The organism is Nonomuraea sp. NPDC049480 (assembly GCF_044465905.1).
GTDB lineage: Bacteria > Actinomycetota > Actinomycetes > Streptosporangiales > Streptosporangiaceae > Nonomuraea.
Map to the genome: position 1 here is coordinate 817,758 of NZ_JBITMD010000001.1, position 17,938 is coordinate 835,695.

Below are 17,938 nucleotides of genomic sequence, written 5' to 3' on the forward strand. Positions count from 1 at the left end.
TCGGAGACAGGAGCCGCGAGAGCGGGATAGTCTGTTGCGGGTCGGCGACGCAGCGCGACACCGAACCGTAAGGTGGTTTTCACGTCACGTTGTCGTCGTGTTCCCCGGCCCCTAGCGAAGCTGAGCGACTTCCCTCGTGTCTGACTCCAGATTCACCCCACCGGTCACGACCCCGCGGAGTCCAGCGGGTCCGGAGGAGGAGGGCGGGCCCGCCAACACGGGCGCGCGGTGGCCGCTGCCGGAGGAGGCCTTCTGGAGCGAGCGGACCGACCCCAGCGGGGTCCTGCCGGGCGACCGGCCCGACCCGCGCGGCGTCCCCACGGCTCCGCCGGCCGACCCGCTCGACCTCTCCACGGCTCCGCCGGCCGACCCGCTCGACCTCTCCACGGCTCCGCCGGCCGATCCCCGCAGGGGAGCGGCCACCCACTCGGCCGCCCCTCCTCCTCCTCCTCCTGAGACGCCCGGCGCCCTTGGCGGGACGCCTGGGGGTCAGCAGGGCGAGGGAGGCGGGGCCCGAGTGCGCGGGGTCACAACCGCCCAGCCGGCGGCCCCTGTTCGCACACCCGCCGCTCATCCCGGAACGCCGGCCCCGTCCAGAACGCCGATCGCTCCTTCCGGGATGCCCGGAGCCCGGGCGGCCGGGGGGAACGTGGAGGGCGAGTGGGCCGGGGCGCGGGTCGTCGCGACCGGTGAGCGGCCGCTGACGCAGCCCGAGCCGAAGCAGGAGGCCGAGCCGCCGAAGCGCAAGCGCGACCCGTTCCTGGACAACGTCAAGTTCGTCCTGATCGCGCTCGTGGTCGTCGGCCACTCGCTGGTGCCGACGCTCTCGGCCGACTCCGCCAGGGCGCTCTACATCTTCATCTACACGTTCCACATGCCGGCGTTCGTGATGATCAGCGGCTACCTGTCCAGAAACTTCTGGAACTCCAACGCCAAGACCAACAAGCTGGTCGACACGTTCCTCGTCCCCTACGTGATCGTCGAGGTCGGCTACGCCGCGCTCCGCTACGCCACGGGCCAGAAGTGGAGCCTGACGATCATCGATCCGGCCTGGCTCAACTGGTACCTGCTGGCGCTGCTGTTCTGGCGGCTGTCCACACCGGTGTGGAAGCGGATGAAATATCCCGTCCCGGTGGCGATCGCGATCTATCTGTTCGCCGGGTTCTCGCAGATCTCGGGCGACTTCAGCATGGACCGCTTCTTCGGGCTGCTGCCGTTCTTCGTGATCGGACTGGTCATGCAGCCGGAGCACTTCGAGTTGCTCAACCGCCGCTGGGTCAAGATCGTGGCGGTGTTCACCATGCTCGGCGCGGCCGCGGTGGCGATCTTCATCGGTCCCAGGGCCCCGCTCGACCCCTTCTACTTCAAGGAGAGCTACCAGGACCTCGACCTGTCCTGGTACACAGGCCTCGGCCTGCGCATCGGGCTGCTGGCCTGCGGGCTGGCCATGTGCTTCGCCGTGCTGGCGCTGGTGCCCAGGGGCGAGACGTGGTTCTCCGACCTCGGCACCCGCACGCTCTACGCCTACCTGCTGCACGGCATCCCGGTGATGATCGCCAAGGAGATGGGCTGGCTGGAGTTCCCGTGGTTGTTCGGGCCGCTGGGCGTGCTGGCGATCAGCTTCAGCGCGTTCGCCCTGGCGATCGTGTTGTGCCTGCCGGAAACCAGGGCGGTCTTCAAGTGGGTGCTGGAGCCGCGCCTGGTGTGGCTCTATCGCCGTCCTTCTGGAAGTTAAGCGACCGTTCCACCCGCATTAACGCCTTTGACCTGGTAAGCGCGGAGCATCGACACATGCGCGCATGTGTCGCCACGACGCTCCATCATCCCGAGGACGCCCGGATCATGCACCGGCAGATCAGGGCGCTGCTCGACGCGGGCCACGAGGTGACCTACGTCGCGCCGTTCACCTACTTCAACGTGACCCCCGCCCTGGGGGTGACCGCGATCGACGTGGCGCGGCACGCCTCGCCCGGCAAGGCCCGCGCGGCCCTCAAACGCGGCGTCAGGGGCGCGGACCTGCTGATCGTCCACGAACACCGGCTCCTGCGCGCGCTGCCCCACCGGCGCCCTCCGGTCGTCTGGGACGTACGCGAGCAGGTCACCCCCCGGCAACTGGCCCGTGCCGAGCGGCGCCACCAGGTGATCACGCCCGCGATGGTGCCGGAGGCGACCCTGGTGTCACCCGGCCCGCCCCCTTCCGGCGACACCAGGGTCGTCCACATCGGCCGCCTGTCGGTCGAACGCGGCGTCAACGAGCTGGTCGGCCTGGCCGAGCGCCTGGTCCCGCACGGCGTCAGGCTCGACCTGATCGGGCCCGCGGAGCGCGACGTGCGCCCGCTGCTGCGGGACGCGCAGCGGGTGGGGCTGCTGGACTGGTTCGGGTACGTGCCCAACCGGCACGCCCTGCGCATGGCCGAGGGCGCGCTGGCCGGCCTGGCGCTGGGCGACGCCTCGGTGCGGACGCCGCCGACGAAGATCATGGATTACATGGGCCGCGGCCTGCCGGTGATCACCACGCCGCAGGGCGCCGCGATGGTGGAGGGTGCCGGTTGCGGGCTGGTGGTGCCGCTGGACGTGGACGCCGTGCTGAACGCCGTACTGGATCTGAAGGAGGACCCGGTGCGGCGGGTCAAGATGGGCGCCCTGGGACACGCGGAGGCACGCCTGCGCTACCACTGGCCGGACCACGCGGAGGCCTTCGTGCGCCGGGCCGAAGCGTGGGCCGGCTACCTGCCCGCTCATGCGCTCGCGGTCTAGGGACGGTTCAGGCCGAGCAGCCAGGTGGCCCGTGGGCCCAGCAACGATTGGCACATCGCACCTTGACGACACCTGGGTGGGAATGGTCACACGGCTTCGGGGTTGATGTACTGGGACCATGGCATCGCATCTGATCCAGGGCCGGACGGTGGACATGCCAGTCCGGGTGAGGGACGCGGAGATCTGCAGCGTCTCCTACCCGGTGCGTGCCGACGCCGCCCGGGCTGTCATCGCGTACTCCGGCCTCGACGTGGCCGAGGTGCTGCCCGGCAAGGCCGTCTGCATGCTGCTGTTCGTCGACTACCGCGACGGTGACCTCGACACCTACCACGAGTTCGGGATGGCCTTCCTGGTCCGTCCGCCAGGGGCTGGGATGGATCCGCAGCGGAGCGAGGACATCCATCCCGGCACGCCGAGCTTGGCCCGGCCAAAGAGAGTCGGGGGTGGGGGGCTGCGCGACCTGCGACAGGCCGGGGTGTTCGTGCACTGGCTGCCCGTGGACCAGCGGTTCACGCTGGAGGCGGGTCGGACGTTGTGGGGGTTCCCGAAGGAGCTGGCGGACATCGAGCTGCGGCTCGACTCGCCGTACAAGCGGTGCGTCCTGCGCAAGGACGGCAGGCTCGTGCTGGACCTTCTGGTCAAGCCAGGCGTGCCCGTGCCGGGCGCTACGGCCATGACGCCGATGGACGCCTACACGCACCGGGAGGGGGTCACGCGGCGTGTCCCCTGGTCCCTACGCGTCCGCGGCGCCAGGATGCGGCCCGGCGGCGCGCTGATCCGCCTCGGCAACCACCCCGTCGCCAAGGAGCTGAGCGAGCTGGGGCTGCCCAAACGGGCGTTGTTCACCACGACGGTCTCGCGGGCGGAGATGGTCTTCGGCGAGGCGGCGGAGATCTAGACGATGGGCGGGCGGCCGAGCTTGACCATGCGCCAGGCGGTGCGCCAGGCCATCGGGCGACGCTCACCGGCAGGGCTGCGCAGGCCCTCGAGGAAGCCGCCGAACCACGACTTGAGCGCGATCCCGGAGCGGCGCTCCCTGATGAGCGTGAGCGCGATCCAGTTGGTCAGGTAAAGGACCGCCAGCGGCCATGGCAGGTTGCGGCGGGCCAGCCAGACCCGGTTGCGCGCGTTGAGCCGGTAGAACTCGGCGTGCCGGGTCGGCGGCACCTGGGGGTGGTACATCACCGTCTCGGCGTCGTACTCGATCCGGTAGCCCTCGCCCAGCAGCCGCCAGGCCAGGTCGGTCTCCTCGTGGGCGTAGAAGAACCGCTCGGGCAGGCCGCCCACCTGGAGGAACGCCGAGCGCCTGACGGCCGAGGCGCCGCCGAGGAACGTCGTGACCGGCGAGGAGCGCTGCGGATCGCCCGCGCGCAGCCGGGGGACGTGACGCCGCTGGCCGATGCCGCCGTCGGGGTCCATCACCCGGAAGGAGATCACCGCGAGGTCGGGCTCGGTGGCGAAGCGGTCGCGCACGTGCGCGACCACCTTCTGGTTGGCATACCAGCCGTCGTCGTCCAGGAACAGCACGACGTCTCCCGAGCACTCCTCCACGCCGCGATTGCGGCCTGCGGGGATGCCCGTGTTGCGATCGAGCCGGATCGATTTCACGACCGCGGCCGACCCCTCGGGTGGCGTCGCCGACACCTCGGGCACGTCGGCTCCGTTGCCTACGATCACCACCTCGACGTCGCCGTCGATCTGGTTGAGCGCGGACTCGACCGCCCGGTTCAGCTCCGCGACCCGGTTGCCCATGGTGAGGATGACGCACGAGATCTTCAACGAATCACTGTCCTGACGCGTTGAGAACACGAGCGGAGCATTCTTTCATGATCACCGAGTCTGCTGGTCATTGGGATATGGGTGGGGCTAAGCGTATCGGAACCGGGGGTGAACCCCCACCGAACGGCGGACGTCCGATCAATACGACGGACGAGGGGCCACTCCGGTTCCGACATGAGATCACGCCAGCCGCCTCGATGCCAGGATGCTGACCAAATGCAGGACAGTCTGTAGGCAAGCCGCGGCGAAACACGCGATCAGCAGCACCCTCGTGGCGAGCACGTCCCCGGTGAAGACGTCCACGACGGCCGCGACCACCACGAGGATCGACAGCTCGACCGCCTGCATGATCCGGTGGAACTTGGTCACCGACAGGATCCTGCGCCCCAGCGCCAGCAGCCCGGACCTGATCTGCCCCGCCTGCGCCTCGGTCGCGGCGGGCAGCCCGGAGCGGGCCCGCGCCACGTCCACCAGGTCGGTCTCCGCCTTGATCAGGATGGCCCCGAGCGCCGTCGCGACGCCGAGCACGGTATGCCAGTCCGGTATGGCCAGCGAAGCCCGGAAGCCCAGCCCGATGAGCAGGGCCGCCTCGCAGAAGTAGTGGCCGACCCGGTCGAGGTAGACGCCGGTGATCGAGGTGCGCTGGGTCCAGCGCGCCAGCTCGCCGTCCGAGCAGTCGAGCAGCAGGTAGAGCTGCACCAGCAGGAACGCCAGCACCGCCGCGACCACCCCGGGCAGCGCCAGCACCACGCCCGCGACCAGCCCGGCCAGGATCATCAGCCCGGTGGTCTGGTTGGGCGTGATCGGCGTCTTGGCGAGCAGCCACGTGACGTAGATGGACATCCTGCGCATGTAGAGCGACCCGGCCCAGTGCTCGCCGCTCTTGCGGTCCATGGTGCCGGCGGGCTGGGCGACCCGCCGCAGCTCAGCGACCGAAGGCCCGGACATAGTCCCCCACCCGATCGTGGATCTCCGAGTCCTGCATGCGCAGGTGCTCCAGGATCGTGTAGCGGCCGGGACGAGTGGCCGGCGCCAGCGCGACGGCCTCGGAGAACTGCTCGGCGCTCAGCCCGATGTCGGCGGGGACGACCGGCAGCTCGTGCCGGCGCAGGCAGTCGACGACCTGCTTGACGCGAGCCTCGTCCTCTCTCAGGAAGAAGCAGAAGGCGGCACCGATCCCGGCGAGCTCGCCGTGGTTGGAGGTGCCGGGAAAGAGCTGATCCACGGCATGAAGGATCTCATGGTCTCCACCGCTCGCGGGCCGTGACGACCCCGCGATCACCATCGACATGCCGGAAAGAATCAAGGATTCGGCCAGCACGGTCAGGAAAGCGTCCGATTCGATGGAGTCGGTGCGGCCGATGAGGGCCTCGGCGGCCGTGCGCGCCATCGAGCAGGCCAGCCCGTCGATGGGCTCGCCGCGCTCGACGTTGCCCAGTTGCCAGTCCTCGATGGCCGACAGGTTGCTCACCACGTCGCCCACGCCCGCCCGGACCAGCGACTTGGGCGCGTTGTGCACGAAGTCGAGGTCTACCAGGATCGCCAGCGGCATCGGCACCCCGAACGTGCCCTTGCCGCCCTCGTAGACCAGGGAGGCGGTGGGCGAGCAGATGCCGTCGTGGGAGAGGTTGGTGGCGACCGCGACCATCGGGATGCCCGCCAGCGAGGCGGCGTATTTGGTGCAGTCGATGGTCTTGCCGCCGCCGACGCCGACCACCACCTCGTACGCCCCCTTGCGCAGGTCCGCGCCGAGCGAGACGGCCGCGTCGACGGAACCGTCGGCCACCCTGAACACCTCGGCCTCGTCCAGTTGCGGCGCGATCAGGCTCTCGATGTGGTCGCCCTGGCCCCGGCCGACGGCGATGGCGACCCTGCCGGAGGTCGCCACCCGGCTGTCGGCCAGCAGTACCCCGAGCTCGGCCACGGCGCCGCGCCTGACCTGCATGGTCAGCGGCGCCGGCAGCATCCTCGCGAGAAGCGGCATCCCGCCCCCTCAGTAGCGAACGGCTATGGTGCGGGCCTTGGCCAGGTCGTCGTGGTTGTCCACCTCGACCCAGTCGACCTCGCCGATGGGCGCGGCGTGGATCGTCTCGCCGCGTCCGACCATCTCCTGGTAACCGTCCTCGTAGTAGAGCTGCGGGTCACGCTCGAACGTCGCCTTCAGCGCGTCGGCCAGCCGCTCGGCGGCGCCGGGCCTGATGAGGGTGGCGCCGATGTACTCACCGTACGCCTCGGCCGGGTCCATCAGCTTGGTGATGCGCCGCAGCGAGCCGTCGGGCGAGAGTGTGACCTTCATCTCCTCGTCGGCGAGCTTTTTGACGTTGTCGACGGCGAGGAGGATGTCGCTCGTCTCGGGGGCGGACAGGAGCGTCTTCTCGACCGAGACCGGGTGGACGGTGTCGCCGTTGACCAGCAGGGCGCCCTGAGCGAAGTAGTCGCGGGCGCACCACAGGGAGTAGGCGTTGTTCCACTCCTCGGCCTTGTCGTTGTGAACCAGGGTGAGCTTGACGCCGTATTTCTTCTCGAAGGCGTCCTTACGGTCGTGCACGGCCTGGGCCGCGTACCCGACGACGATCACGATCTCCCGGAGGTCCACCTCGGCCAGGTTGCGTAGCGAGATGTCCATGATCGTGGTTTCGCCGTCGACCGGCACGAGCGCCTTGGGCAGCGTGTCGGTGTACGGCCGCAGGCGTCGTCCGGCCCCAGCGGCCAGCACCATTCCCAGCAACGTGCACTCCTCAGTCGAGCATGACTACGTGTGGGCCAAAGGTTAGTTCCCTTTGGGCCCTCCGCGGGTAATCCAGCGTTAGTCTTGCGTTCCCATATCGACCGCTTCCACCCCGGACCGGGGCGCGGCCAGCCAGCAGGTCAGGCTCTCCCAGCCGAAAAGTGCCCACAGGTAAAGCGCGAGCAGGGCGTAACCGGCGGTCAGCGGCCCCATGAGCGCGACGAGCGAGACCACCATCATCCGCCCGTCCCAGCCGAGTCCCAGCGTGGCCAGCCACGACGGCGGGTAGACGCGCTGCCGCAGCCGATAGACAAGATCATAATGGTGGAAGGCCAGCGCGCCGAGCAACACGAAGATCAGCAGCGGGTGCAGGTCGTGGGCGAACCCGCACGCCGCGACGAACGTGTACTCGATCACCCGCAGGATCGGCGGCACGAGCCAGTCCAGCCTGCCGTCGTGCGGATGGGTGCTGCCTGGGCCGGCCAGCAGCAGCGTCACGGCCGGCGCGAACACCGCGAGCCCGTCCGTGCCGGCCACGCCGAGCACCAGCAGCACGCCGGTCACGAACGTGCCCGCGAGCACCGGCGGGAGGGGCGGAAGCTGACCGGCCACGAGCAGGCCCATGGCGCGCGAGAGGGGGCCGTCGTCGCGGTAGGCCACGACCGTGCTGTTGGGCACGGGGGTCATGTGTACGGGACTCATCGTGCCGACCTCACCATCCGTCCGGCGAGCTGGTAGAGGGCCGCCACGCCGCCCCAGCAGAGCAGGGCCAGGAACGTCACCCTGGCGTCCCAGACGGCGGCGGTGACGGCGATCAGCGCGGTCCGCTCGCCGATGGGCAGGACGACGATCTTCTTCAACCAGCGCACGACCGTCTGGCGCTCCAGGCGCTGGGCGAGCTTCAGCACACCCGTCGCGGACCTGGTGTCGGCCGATTCCTGCAGGGAGCGGGGCGGCCGGCCCCACGCGGAGCCGATCCTGGCGGCGTCGGCCACGGCCCCGGCGTAGGCGTAGCCGACGGCGTGCCGGACCGCCTGCGTGATCATCGCGGCCACGGCGAGGGGCCAGATGGCGGGGTCGGCCGAACCGAAGGCCAGGCCGATGTAGACGGTGTACTCCTTCAGGCGGTCGGCCATGCCGTCCGCCCAGGCGCCGAGCGGCGAGAACGTACGGGTGTAGCGGGCGAGCTGGCCGTCGAGGCAGTCGAGCGCGAACGACAGGTAGAGCAGCAGCGCCCCGGCCAGCCGCCCGCCAGGGGTGCCCGCGGAGAACCAGACGGCGGCCAGCAGCGCCAGTCCGACCGAGACACCGGTGACGGTGTTGGGGGCTACCTTGAGCTTGACGGCGGGCTTGATCAGGTAGCGGGACCAGGTGGAGACGAAGTAGGTGGCGAAGAAGCCGTCGTCCGCCTTGACCGAGGTTTCCATCCGGACGCGGGTCTCGTCCACGTCGGCCAGGGCGGCGACCGCGGCGTCGGCGGCGTTCTGGCCGGCCACGCGGTCGGCGTGCAGCGGCCCGATCGCGGCGGCCCGCACCGCCGCTCCGTTCCTGACCAGCCCGACCAGCAGCAGGTCGACGGCCTCGATAGGGGTGACGGGGCCGAGCTTGCCCGCGTCGGCCAGCTCGGCCAGCTCCTCGGCGACGTCGGCGAGCGTGGCCAGGTCGCCCTCGGCGGCCTGCAGCGCGCCGCGGAACGTGGCGTTCGCCTCGGGGACGAGGTGGAAGGAACTGCCCGCGGTGACGATCTTGCCGCCTTCGACGCGTACGGGCGGCCGCAGCGGCCCCGCGGTCGCGTCGAGGGAGACCAGCGCCCCGGTGTCGTGCGCGGGGTGCTCGAGCAGCAGCGCCAGCGCCTCGGTGTGGGCCACGAGGTCGGCGGGGATGACGGCGACGGGGCCCGCGGCGGTCCTGGCGATCTTCGCGACGCCCCTGAGGTCGGCCCCGAGCCCGCCGCCCGGCGTCACCACCTGGACGTCGCGTACCGGCAGCGCGGCGAGCTGGTCGCCGAGCCGGTCGAGCAGCGTGCCGTCGCCGCAGGAGAGCCGGCCGGCCGGGGTCGTGGCGAGCAGCACGACCGACGTGGCCGTGCTCTCGCGGGTCGTCAACGAGTCGGGCAAGCGCAAGTCTCCTACCGGTCGGGCGGGAGTGCGTGGACTTGGGGGTGCGTAGCCTCAGCGTAGCGACCGGTCAGCGCAATATCACGGAAGAGGAACGTTACGCTCGCGGTATGAGTTCACGGTCGGTTGGCGTGCTTCTCGCGGGCGGTGTCGGGCAGAGGGTGGGTTTGGCCACTCCCAAGCAACTCGTGGAGGTCGCCGGAAGGACGATCCTGGAGCATTCGCTCGCCGTGTTCGAGGGCGCGCCGGAGATCGACGAGATCGTGGTGCTGATGACGCCGGGCTACACCGACCGGGTGCGCGAGATCGTGGCCAGGGGCGGCTACCGCAAGGTCAGCAAGATCGTGGAGGGGGGCGCGAGCCGTACCGAGAGCACGTGGCGGGCGCTGCAGGCGCTGGGGACGGAGGAGTGCGACGTGCTGCTGCACGACGCCGTACGCCCCCTCCTGGAGCCCCGGATCATCGCCGAGTGTGTCCGGGCGCTGCGCACGCATCAGGCCGTCAACGTGGCGATCCCGAGTTCCGACACGGTCCTGGTGGCCGAGCCTGTGCCGGACGGCGAGGTCATCGGCGAGGTGCTGGACCGGTCGCGGCTGCGGCGCAGCCAGACGCCGCAGTGCTTCAAGCTGTCGGTGATCAGGGAGGCGTACGAGCGGGCGCTGGCCGACCCCGAGTTCGGCGGCCGCCCGGCCACCGACGACTGCGGCGTGGTGCTGCGCTACCTGCCCGACGTGCCGATCCACCTGGTGCCCGGCAGTGAGCGCAACATCAAGATCACCCATCCCGCCGACCTGCACATCGCCGAGCTGCTGTTCAAGCTGGCCGCCGAGGTGCCGGTGGGCGAAGGCGCCGACCGGGCTGGGTGACGTCGGCCACGCGATCGACGGCATAAGGGGCAACTGCGTGACTACCGCCATGTCCCCCCGCACAGGCACTCAGACCTCGCTGGAGATCCTCATCTCCCACCTTTCCGGGCAGGTCGTAGACGCTCGCGTGGACGACGCTTGACCTGAGGCTTGTTACCGTGCGATCACATGAGGAAACTCATCGTGACCGCACTGCTGCTCGGCTGCTACCCGCTGTTGCTGGTGTCGGCGCTCTGGCCGGCGCCGCTGCTGTTCGGGGCGGTGGCCGCGGCCTCCTACGCCGCCGAGTACATCGCGCCGCGCGTCACCAGGCGGCTGCCGGAGCTGCTCGGCAAGGTGCACCTCGGGATCACGCTGCGTTTCGCGGCCCGGCAGACGGCGGCGCTGCTGCTGGTGGCGCGGACGGCCGGGCCGGACTCGGCGTGGTTCGTGGCGGTGGCCGCCGGAGTGTTCGGCGTCCACGGGGTGCGGGCCGTGCACACGGGGCTGGCCCTGCGGCTCCGGCAGATGCTCAGCAGCATGCCGGTCACCACCCGCAACCTGGACGTGTCGGCGCTGCGCATCCCGAAGATGCCGCCGGGCTGGCTGCGCGACGCCCGCAGCGTGCGCTTCCTCTACCTGGACGCGCTGCCCGTGCTCGGCGCGGCGGCGGGCGCGGTGTGGACGGCGGCCGGTGCGATGGCGGCCGCCGCGGGTGCCGCCCTGGCGCTCGCGCTGGGCGCGGCCGGGGCGCTCGCTCTCATCCCGTACGTGCGCCGCGCCCTCCCCCTCACCGACAAGGCCCGGGTGATCGAGGTCGTGAGCGAGCAGGTCAGGGCCTACAGTCCGGAGGTCATCCTGTACTTCTCCGGCGCCACCGCGGCCGCCTACCAGGCCAGGATGTGGCTGCCCACGCTCGAACGCATCAACAGGCGGGCCATCGTCGTGCTGCGCGAGCGCGGCATGGCCGCCCACCTGGAGCCCTCGACGCTGCCGATGGTGTGCATCCCGTCCTCGGCCGACCTGATGAGCTTCCGCGCCCTGTTCAGCGCCAAGCTCTGCCTGTACGTCTCCAACGTCGGCAGGAACGTCCACATGCTGCGCATCCCCACCCTGCGCAGCGCGTTCCTCAACCACGGGGACAGCGACAAGGAGGCGTCGTTCAACCCGTTCTCCCGGGTGTACGACGAGGTCTGGGTGGCCGGCCCCGCAGGGAGGGACCGCTACCGGCGGGCCAAGGTGGGCGTCAGGGACGAGAACATCCACGAGGTCGGCCGGCCGCAGCTGGAGGGCATCTCGACAGAGGGCCCCGGGCTGCCGTACCGGACCGTCCTGTACGCCCCCACCTGGGAGGGCTGGAACGACGACCTGTTCCACACCTCGCTCATCACCATGGGCCCGCGCATCGTGCGGGCGCTGCTCGACCACGACCCGCCGCTCCGGGTGATCTACAAGCCGCACCCGCTCACCGGCTACCGCGACAAGAGCGCCCTGCGCGCGCACCGGAAGATCGTGGCCATGATGGAGGCGGCCGAGCTGGCCACGTCCAAGGCCCGGCACCCGTCGCGGGCGGCCGGGGCGGCGCCGCGGATCAGGCATCTGATCGCCACTGGTCCCGAGCCGGACCTCTACCACTGCTTCAACCAGTGCGACCTGCTGATCAGCGACATCTCCAGCGTCGTGGCCGACTTCCTGGCCAGCGAGAAGCCGTACGCGGTGACGAACGTCGCCGGCCTGCCCGAACACGCCTTCCACGAGCGCTATCCGAGCACCGAGGCGGGTGTGCTGCTGGGCGAGAACCTGGCCGGGCTCGCGGACTTCCTCGACCGGGAGGACACGCTGGCCCGAGCCAGGATCAAGCTCAGGAGCTACTTGTTCGGCCCGGAGTATCCGGACGCGATGACCCGCTTCAACGCGGCGGTGGAGCGGGTGATGACTTCGGCGGGCGGGCCAGCTTCCTCGGACTCGTGAGGAAGCCCCAGCCCCAGGAGCAGTGCATGGTGGCGTACACGATCGGCAGCCGCAGCAGCGCCGCCGTCGGCAACCCGCCGCCGGTCAGCGCCGAGCCCGCCACGATGGCGAGCGCGTAGCCGCCGGGGATGACCAGGCCGAGCGGGAAGAACGGCGAGACGACCAGGCCGAGCAGCATGGCCAGCACCGCGGCGGGCGGCGCCAGGTAGCGCAGGTTGATCGTGCCCTCGTGGGTACGCGCGACCACGCGCCGCCAGCGGCCGTAGTGGAAGTATTGCTTGGCCAGAGCCTTGACGGTGGGCCGCGGCCGATAGGAGACCCGCATGCGCGGCTGGAACCAGACCAGGCCGCCGCTCTGGCGGATCCGGTGGTTCATCTCCCAGTCCTGGGCACGCTGGAAATGCTCGTCGTAGCCGCCCACCCGGTCGAGCGCCGAGCGGCGGAAGACGCCGAGGTAGACGGTGTCGGCGGGGCCCGGCGTGCCGCCCACGTGGAAGGCGGCCGCGCCCACGCCGATCTTGGACGTCATGGCGCAGGCGACGGCCTGCTCGAACGGCGTGACGCCCTCGGCCGCCATGATGCCGCCGACGTTGTCGGCACCGGTCTCGGCAAGTGTCTCGACCGCGATGCGCAGGTAGTCGGGGGGCAGCATGGCGTGCCCGTCGACCCTCGCGATGATGCCGCTGCGGGAGGCGGCGATCGCGGCGTTGAGCGCATTGGGGGTGCGGCCGGTCGGGTTGGGCACCACGGTCACCCGGGGGTCGGCCGCCGCGATGGCGTCGGCGACCTCCTGGGTGCGGTCCTGGGAGGGACCCACGGCGAGCACGACCTCGATCTCACCGGGGTAGTGCTGGGCGAGGACCTGCTCGACGGCCTCGTGGAGGTGCCGCTCCTCGTTGAGGACCGGCATGATGACGGAGATGGGGGGCCAGGCACGCGTTTCCGCGGGCGCGTGCGGCGAGTCGGGGAACTGCTTCATGGCGGGGCTCACGCTACTGTACCGGCAGGGGAGGAAGGCAATCGAAAGCCCGATCCTCCGGGTGACATGAGGGGGACGGGATGCGCGACGCGGGCGAGGAGGACGCCGGAGTACTCGTGGGCGGCGACGCCTACGGTGGCGTCACGCTCCCGCCCGGCCGCACCCGCAGGCCGGTCAAGCGGAGCGCCAAGGCCCGCCGCCGCAACGTGATCGCCGCCGGCTTCCTGTCCACCTGCGTGCTCGTCACCACGGGCGTGGTGTGGGCGACCCCGCGCCAGATCGGCACCGTGGACGCGGGCGTGACCGCCCCCTCGTCCAGCGGCGCCGAGAACATCCTGCTGGTCGGCGTCGACAAGCGCGACGACCTCACCCGCCAGCAGCAGAACCGGCTCAAGCTCGGCCGCGAGGCCGGCCAGCGCACCGACACCATGATGGTGATCCACCTGTCGGAGGACCACCGCCGGGTCACCGTGGTGAGCCTGCCGCGCGACACGTGGACGACGATCCCGGGCAAGGGCGACCACAAGATCAATTCGGCGTACCAGTTCGGCGGGCCGAAGCTCGCCAAGCAGACCGTCGAGGCCGCCACCGGGCTGCAGATCAACCGCTACATCGAGGTCAACATCCTGGGCTTCATCGACGTGGTCGACTCGCTCGGCGGCGTCACGGTGTGCACGCCCGTGCCGATCAACGACTCCAAGATCGCGCTCAACCTGCCCGCCGGCACCCACCAGCTCAACGGCGTCCAGGCGCTCGGCTACGCCCGCACACGTGCCACCGCCCGCTCCGACCTCGACCGCATCGACCGGCAGCAGCAGGTCATCTCGGCCCTGCTCAACCGGGCGCTGAGCGCCGACACGCTGGCCAACCCGGGCAAGCTGGCCTCGTTCGTCAACTCGACGCTCAGCACGGTCAAGGTGGACCCCGACGACGGGCTGCTGGGCCTGGCCACCCAGCTCAGGGACGTCTCGCTGGAAGACGTGAAGTTCGCCGAGGTGCCGCTGGCCAACGTCGCATTCAAGGCGCCGACGGGCGAGTCGGCGGTGCTGTGGGACAAGCAGGCGGCCAGGGACATGTTCACCAAGATCAACACGGATCAGGACCTGACCAAGCCCACGCCCACGCCCACCGTCACGCCGTCGAGCAAGCCTTCGCCGATCGCGCCCGGGAGCATCTCGCTCACGGTCAAGAACGGCACGCTCATCACCGGCCTCGGCGCCCGTACGAAGGAGGCGCTGGTCGCATACGGCTTCAAGGTCCCCGACGAGCCGGGCAACACCGCCAAGAAGGACTACAAGAAGACCGTCGTCCGGTACGCCGCGGGCCAGGAGAGCGCGGCGCGCGTGGTGGCCGCCGCGATTCCCGGGGCCGAGCTGAAAAAGGCCGACGTGGACGGCGTCGAGGTGATCATCGGCAGCGACCAGCCGAAAATCCAGAAACAAAAGCCGGCAACCGTCACAACCGCCAAGCCGAGTGTTACACCAACGACTAAAACGGCAATGCAGAACATATGTAAGAAATAGGCATAACTTTCTGCAGTTCGGGCAGGTGAGGCCCATGGTGGTCAGATCGTGGCGGGAGGACCCCTGTACGGTGCTCCATGTCGTAGGTGATCTCGACGTGGCGGGCGCGCCCCGGCTGCGGGCGGAACTCGAGCAGGCGATCGCCGAGGCGGACCCTCCCCACCTGGTCATCGACCTCACCGAGGTGCCGTTCTGCGACTCCGTGGGACTGGGCGTGCTGGTGGCCACGCTCAACCGCATCCACCACATGCACGGCCGCATGATCCTCGTCCTCGCCCCCGGCATGATCCGTCACCTGCTGATGATCACAAACCTGGACCGGCATTTCGAGATGAGCGAGTCGATCGGCGAGGCCCGCACCACTCTCGAGAGCGCGGCTTAACTCCTTGAGGTGTGCGAGAACATGGTCATGTTCATCGCGGGCACACCTCCCCATGGCATGGCGGAGAGCCCCTGCAGGGTGTGGAGGCTTTCACGTTGCTCGACCAGTTCCCCGAGCCGGTGCGCTCCCAGCTCGCGGCCGCCTTCGACGAGGGCAGGACGCGGCCCGAGTGGTGTTTCACGGAAGGGCAGGCGCGCCTGGCGTACTGGGCGCCCTTCCCCGGCTCGGAGCCGGTGATCGTCTGGCAGTTCGCCCCGGGCCCGGATCCCGTCGCCGCCGCGGACCTGCTGCGCCGCAGCCTGGACACGATGGGACTGGCCAAGATCATCTGTGACCTCCCGCTCGAGCCCGGACTCACCCCGGCCGTGGATCGCGCCCTCGAGCATGAGGCCTTGACCCTGGCCGGTTTCGCCATGGAGGTCGAGCGGTTGCTGCTCGAATGGGCGGCCGGCACCGACCTCCCCCCGGGTCCGAGCCGGCTGACCTACCGCCCGGCGCGGCGCATGGACCGCGACGAGGTGCTCGGCCTCCTCGTCCGCGTCTCCGAGGGCTCTCTGGACTACGACACGCAGGTCGAGGTCGCGACGGCGGGCGCGGAGAGCGAGGCCCGATGGATGTACGACGACCTGATGAGCCGCAAGGCCAAGCCCGACTGGTTCGTCATCGGCTATCTGGATGACTCCCCCGTGGGCCTGGTCGCCCCGGACGACCGCTCCATCGCCTACATCGGCGTCGTCCCCGAACACCGCGGCCACGGCTACGTCAACGACCTCCTGGCCCAGGGCACCAGGACGCTGGCCGAGGCGGGCGTGGAGCGCATCGTCGCGGGCACGGACGTGGCCAACGGCCCAACGGCGAACGCCTTCCTGCGTGCTGGATACTCGGAGGTCGGCCGACTGTTCCGCTACTGCTGGAGGCAATCGTGAGACTTGGCGTGATGTTCGACCGGGACCTGCCTCCCGAGCAACTGATCCCGTTCGCCCGGGCGCTGGACGAGACGTCCGTGGACGACCTGTGGGTGGTGGAGGACCTGGGCTGGACCGGCGGCGTCTCCTCGGCCGCCACCGCGCTCGCCGTCACCTCCCGCCTGCGCGTCGGCATCGGCATCTCCCCCGCTCCCCTGCGCAATCCGATGTTGCTGGCGATGGAGCTGGGCAACCTGGCCCGGGTGCATCCCGGGCGGCTGGCGGCGGGGATCGGACACGGCGTGGGCGACTGGATGCGCCAGGCGGGCGCGGCCCCGCCGTCGCCGCTGGCGCTGCTGGAGGAGACGATCGGTTCCGTACGCGCGTTGCTGCGCGGCGAGACCGTCACCCTGGACGGCCGCTCGGTGCACCTGGACGGGGTGTCGCTGGTGCATCCGCCCGCCGCGGTCCCGCCCGTGCTGGCCGGGGTGAAGGGGCCGAAGTCGCTGGCGCTGTCGGGGCGCGTGGCGCAGGGGACGATCCTTCCCGAAGGCGTCGGTCCTGCGCAGCTGCCCGGGATCCGGGAGCAGATCGGGGCCGGGGACGCCGCGGAGGAGCACGAGGTGGTGGTGTTCACGTACCTCCACATCGGGGCCGACGCCGCCGAGTTCACCCGGTCCATGGTGGAGGGGCAGGCATCGTGGCTGGGCGTCGCGCCGGAGGATGTGGCGATGGCGGCTGGAACCCCGGAGGAGGCGGCGGCACAGGTCAAGAGCCTGTGGGCGGCGGGAGCGGACACGGTGGCGGTGCGCCCGCTCGCCCAGGAGGACCCGCTCCGCCACGTCACGGCACTGCTGTCGGCGCTGTAGCGGGCGCTTCCGTCGTGTGGCGGGCGCTTCCGTCGTCTGGCGGGCGCTTCCGTCGTGTGGCGGGCGGTTCTCGTCACGCGGGGGCCGTAGTGCACGGCCCTGCGCCGGCCCGCGCTCGCGGGAAGGTCCGGGCCCGGTCGGCGATCGGGCCCGAGGCGGGCCTGATGGTGCGATGGCCGAATGGCCGATGGTGCTCGGTCGGATGGCCGATGGCCGGAGGGCGGCGCTCGGACACGATCGATCCCATGAGGCGAATCGCGGCATTAGCAACGTGCGCGACGGTGGCGGCACTGGCGACGGCCGGCTGCGGCGGCCTGGACCTGGACGCCGAAGAGGTACGCGCCGTCCAGTCGTTCCCCCTGGCCGGGACCGATCTGAAGATCATCTCCTCGCTGGGCGGCGTCCGCGTCCTCCCCGGCGCCGCCGGCGGCGACGTCGAGGTGGAGCGGTGGGTCCGCGGCAAGGCCGCCGACCAGGGCAACGCCAGCTGGTCCTTGCGGGACGGCACCCTGCGGCTCGGCGCCGACTGCAACATGGTCTTCGGCGACTGCGGGGCCCGCTACCACGTCAAGGTCCCACCCGGCGTACGGCTGTCGGTCGACGCGGCGGACGGCGTCATACTGAAGGACCTCCCGCAGGACGTGGACGTGGTCAGCAGGGACCGCATCCAGGTGTCCGGCACCTCGGGAAAGCTGCGGCTGCGCAGCGAGGGCCCGATCACGGGCGACGGGCTGAAATCGGTCAACGTCCGGTGCCGTACCGCGGACGGCGCGATCGATCTGTCGTTCGCCGGCACGCCTGCCAAGCTCGACCTGCAGTCCAGCGACGGAAGAGTGACGGCGGCCGTACCGAAGGGCTCCTATGCCGTGACGGCGAGGAGCACGGACGGCAGCGAGCGTTCCGAGATCAAGAGCGACCCCGAGGCCGCCGGCACCATCGTGGCCCGCAGCGGTTCGGGAGACGTCCGCATCCTGGCCAGGTGACCCGGAGGGCCGGGTGCCCCCCGGCCCTCCGCAACGGCTGGGTAGCGCTGACAGAAACGGGATGGGCAAGCCCGCAAGAGCCATCGACAAACGCGCTGAG

At 70.5% G+C, this 17,938-nt stretch carries 17 protein-coding genes; 10 read left to right on the forward strand and 7 right to left on the reverse strand.

The annotated features are described in order from the left end of the window. Window positions 1-136: 136 nt before the first annotated feature. From ACIBX3_RS03795 to ACIBX3_RS03805, 3 genes are all read left to right on the forward strand, one after another. On the forward strand, window positions 137-1,735 hold the full coding sequence (locus ACIBX3_RS03795) for an acyltransferase family protein (protein ID WP_397112742.1): 1,599 nt from the start codon (window positions 137-139) through the stop codon (window positions 1,733-1,735). 56 nt (window positions 1,736-1,791) lie between these two features. After that, window positions 1,792-2,757: a glycosyltransferase gene (locus ACIBX3_RS03800; RefSeq protein ID WP_397112744.1), complete on the forward strand. Its 966-nt coding sequence runs from the start codon at window positions 1,792-1,794 to the stop codon at window positions 2,755-2,757. Window positions 2,758-2,875: 118 nt separating this feature from the next. Beyond that, a complete protein-coding gene (locus ACIBX3_RS03805) occupies window positions 2,876-3,655 on the forward strand; it encodes an acetoacetate decarboxylase family protein (RefSeq protein WP_397112746.1) in 780 nt (259 codons plus the stop codon). On the opposite strand, the gene ACIBX3_RS03810 is transcribed toward ACIBX3_RS03805, so the two are convergent. The 6 genes from ACIBX3_RS03810 to ACIBX3_RS03835 all read right to left on the reverse strand — a co-directional run bounded on the left by ACIBX3_RS03810 (window position 3,652) and on the right by ACIBX3_RS03835 (window position 9,381). Then, window positions 3,652-4,536: a glycosyltransferase family 2 protein gene (locus ACIBX3_RS03810; RefSeq protein WP_397112748.1), complete on the reverse strand. Its 885-nt coding sequence runs from the start codon at window positions 4,534-4,536 to the stop codon at window positions 3,652-3,654. The two genes, ACIBX3_RS03805 and ACIBX3_RS03810, sit on opposite strands and share 4 nt — an antisense overlap. A 180-nt stretch (window positions 4,537-4,716) precedes the next feature. Next, window positions 4,717-5,484, reverse strand: coding sequence for a CDP-alcohol phosphatidyltransferase family protein (locus tag ACIBX3_RS03815; RefSeq protein WP_397112750.1), 768 nt, complete (start codon window positions 5,482-5,484; stop codon window positions 4,717-4,719). Then, entirely contained in the window at window positions 5,462-6,502 is a 1,041-nt protein-coding gene (locus tag ACIBX3_RS03820; RefSeq protein WP_397113387.1) for an iron-containing alcohol dehydrogenase family protein, read from the reverse strand. The genes ACIBX3_RS03815 and ACIBX3_RS03820 overlap by 23 nt, the downstream gene beginning before the upstream one ends. A 27-nt stretch (window positions 6,503-6,529) precedes the next feature. After that, on the reverse strand, window positions 6,530-7,264 hold the full coding sequence (locus ACIBX3_RS03825; RefSeq protein ID WP_397112752.1) for a sugar phosphate nucleotidyltransferase: 735 nt from the start codon (window positions 7,262-7,264) through the stop codon (window positions 6,530-6,532). Window positions 7,265-7,342: 78 nt separating this feature from the next. Continuing rightward, a complete protein-coding gene (locus ACIBX3_RS03830) occupies window positions 7,343-7,966 on the reverse strand; it encodes a DUF5941 domain-containing protein (protein WP_397112753.1) in 624 nt (207 codons plus the stop codon). Beyond that, the gene (locus ACIBX3_RS03835) at window positions 7,963-9,381 is read right to left on the reverse strand and encodes a CDP-alcohol phosphatidyltransferase family protein (protein WP_397112754.1); all 1,419 of its coding nucleotides are present in this window, start codon (window positions 9,379-9,381) and stop codon (window positions 7,963-7,965) included. The genes ACIBX3_RS03830 and ACIBX3_RS03835 overlap by 4 nt, the downstream gene beginning before the upstream one ends. A gap of 110 nt (window positions 9,382-9,491) precedes the next feature. Here ACIBX3_RS03835 and ACIBX3_RS03840 point away from each other — a divergent pair, with 110 nt between their 5' ends. Both ACIBX3_RS03840 and ACIBX3_RS03845 read left to right on the forward strand, forming a co-directional pair. After that, entirely contained in the window at window positions 9,492-10,247 is a 756-nt protein-coding gene (locus tag ACIBX3_RS03840; RefSeq protein WP_397112756.1) for a 2-C-methyl-D-erythritol 4-phosphate cytidylyltransferase, read from the forward strand. Between the two features lie 168 nt (window positions 10,248-10,415). Further along, the gene (locus tag ACIBX3_RS03845; protein ID WP_397112758.1) at window positions 10,416-12,197 is read left to right on the forward strand and encodes a CDP-glycerol glycerophosphotransferase family protein; all 1,782 of its coding nucleotides are present in this window, start codon (window positions 10,416-10,418) and stop codon (window positions 12,195-12,197) included. Here the strand turns inward: ACIBX3_RS03845 and ACIBX3_RS03850 are convergent. Continuing rightward, window positions 12,136-13,176 (reverse strand): glycosyltransferase family 2 protein, encoded by a 1,041-nt coding sequence (locus ACIBX3_RS03850; RefSeq protein ID WP_397112760.1) that lies wholly within the window; start codon window positions 13,174-13,176, stop codon window positions 12,136-12,138. The genes ACIBX3_RS03845 and ACIBX3_RS03850 overlap by 62 nt on opposite strands. An 80-nt stretch (window positions 13,177-13,256) precedes the next feature. Here ACIBX3_RS03850 and ACIBX3_RS03855 point away from each other — a divergent pair, with 80 nt between their 5' ends. The 5 genes from ACIBX3_RS03855 (at window position 13,257) to ACIBX3_RS03875 (ending at window position 17,838) form a co-directional block, all read left to right on the forward strand. Next, on the forward strand, window positions 13,257-14,699 hold the full coding sequence (locus tag ACIBX3_RS03855; protein WP_397112762.1) for an LCP family protein: 1,443 nt from the start codon (window positions 13,257-13,259) through the stop codon (window positions 14,697-14,699). A gap of 34 nt (window positions 14,700-14,733) precedes the next feature. Further along, window positions 14,734-15,081 (forward strand): STAS domain-containing protein, encoded by a 348-nt coding sequence (locus tag ACIBX3_RS03860; protein WP_397112764.1) that lies wholly within the window; start codon window positions 14,734-14,736, stop codon window positions 15,079-15,081. Between the two features lie 80 nt (window positions 15,082-15,161). Beyond that, window positions 15,162-16,007: a GNAT family N-acetyltransferase gene (locus ACIBX3_RS03865; RefSeq protein ID WP_397112766.1), complete on the forward strand. Its 846-nt coding sequence runs from the start codon at window positions 15,162-15,164 to the stop codon at window positions 16,005-16,007. Beyond that, on the forward strand, window positions 16,004-16,855 hold the full coding sequence (locus ACIBX3_RS03870; RefSeq protein WP_397112768.1) for an LLM class flavin-dependent oxidoreductase: 852 nt from the start codon (window positions 16,004-16,006) through the stop codon (window positions 16,853-16,855). Before ACIBX3_RS03865 ends, ACIBX3_RS03870 begins: the two co-directional genes overlap by 4 nt. Before the next feature lie 245 nt (window positions 16,856-17,100). Next, window positions 17,101-17,838 (forward strand): DUF4097 family beta strand repeat-containing protein, encoded by a 738-nt coding sequence (locus ACIBX3_RS03875; protein WP_397112770.1) that lies wholly within the window; start codon window positions 17,101-17,103, stop codon window positions 17,836-17,838. The last annotated feature ends 100 nt before the right edge of the window (window positions 17,839-17,938 follow it).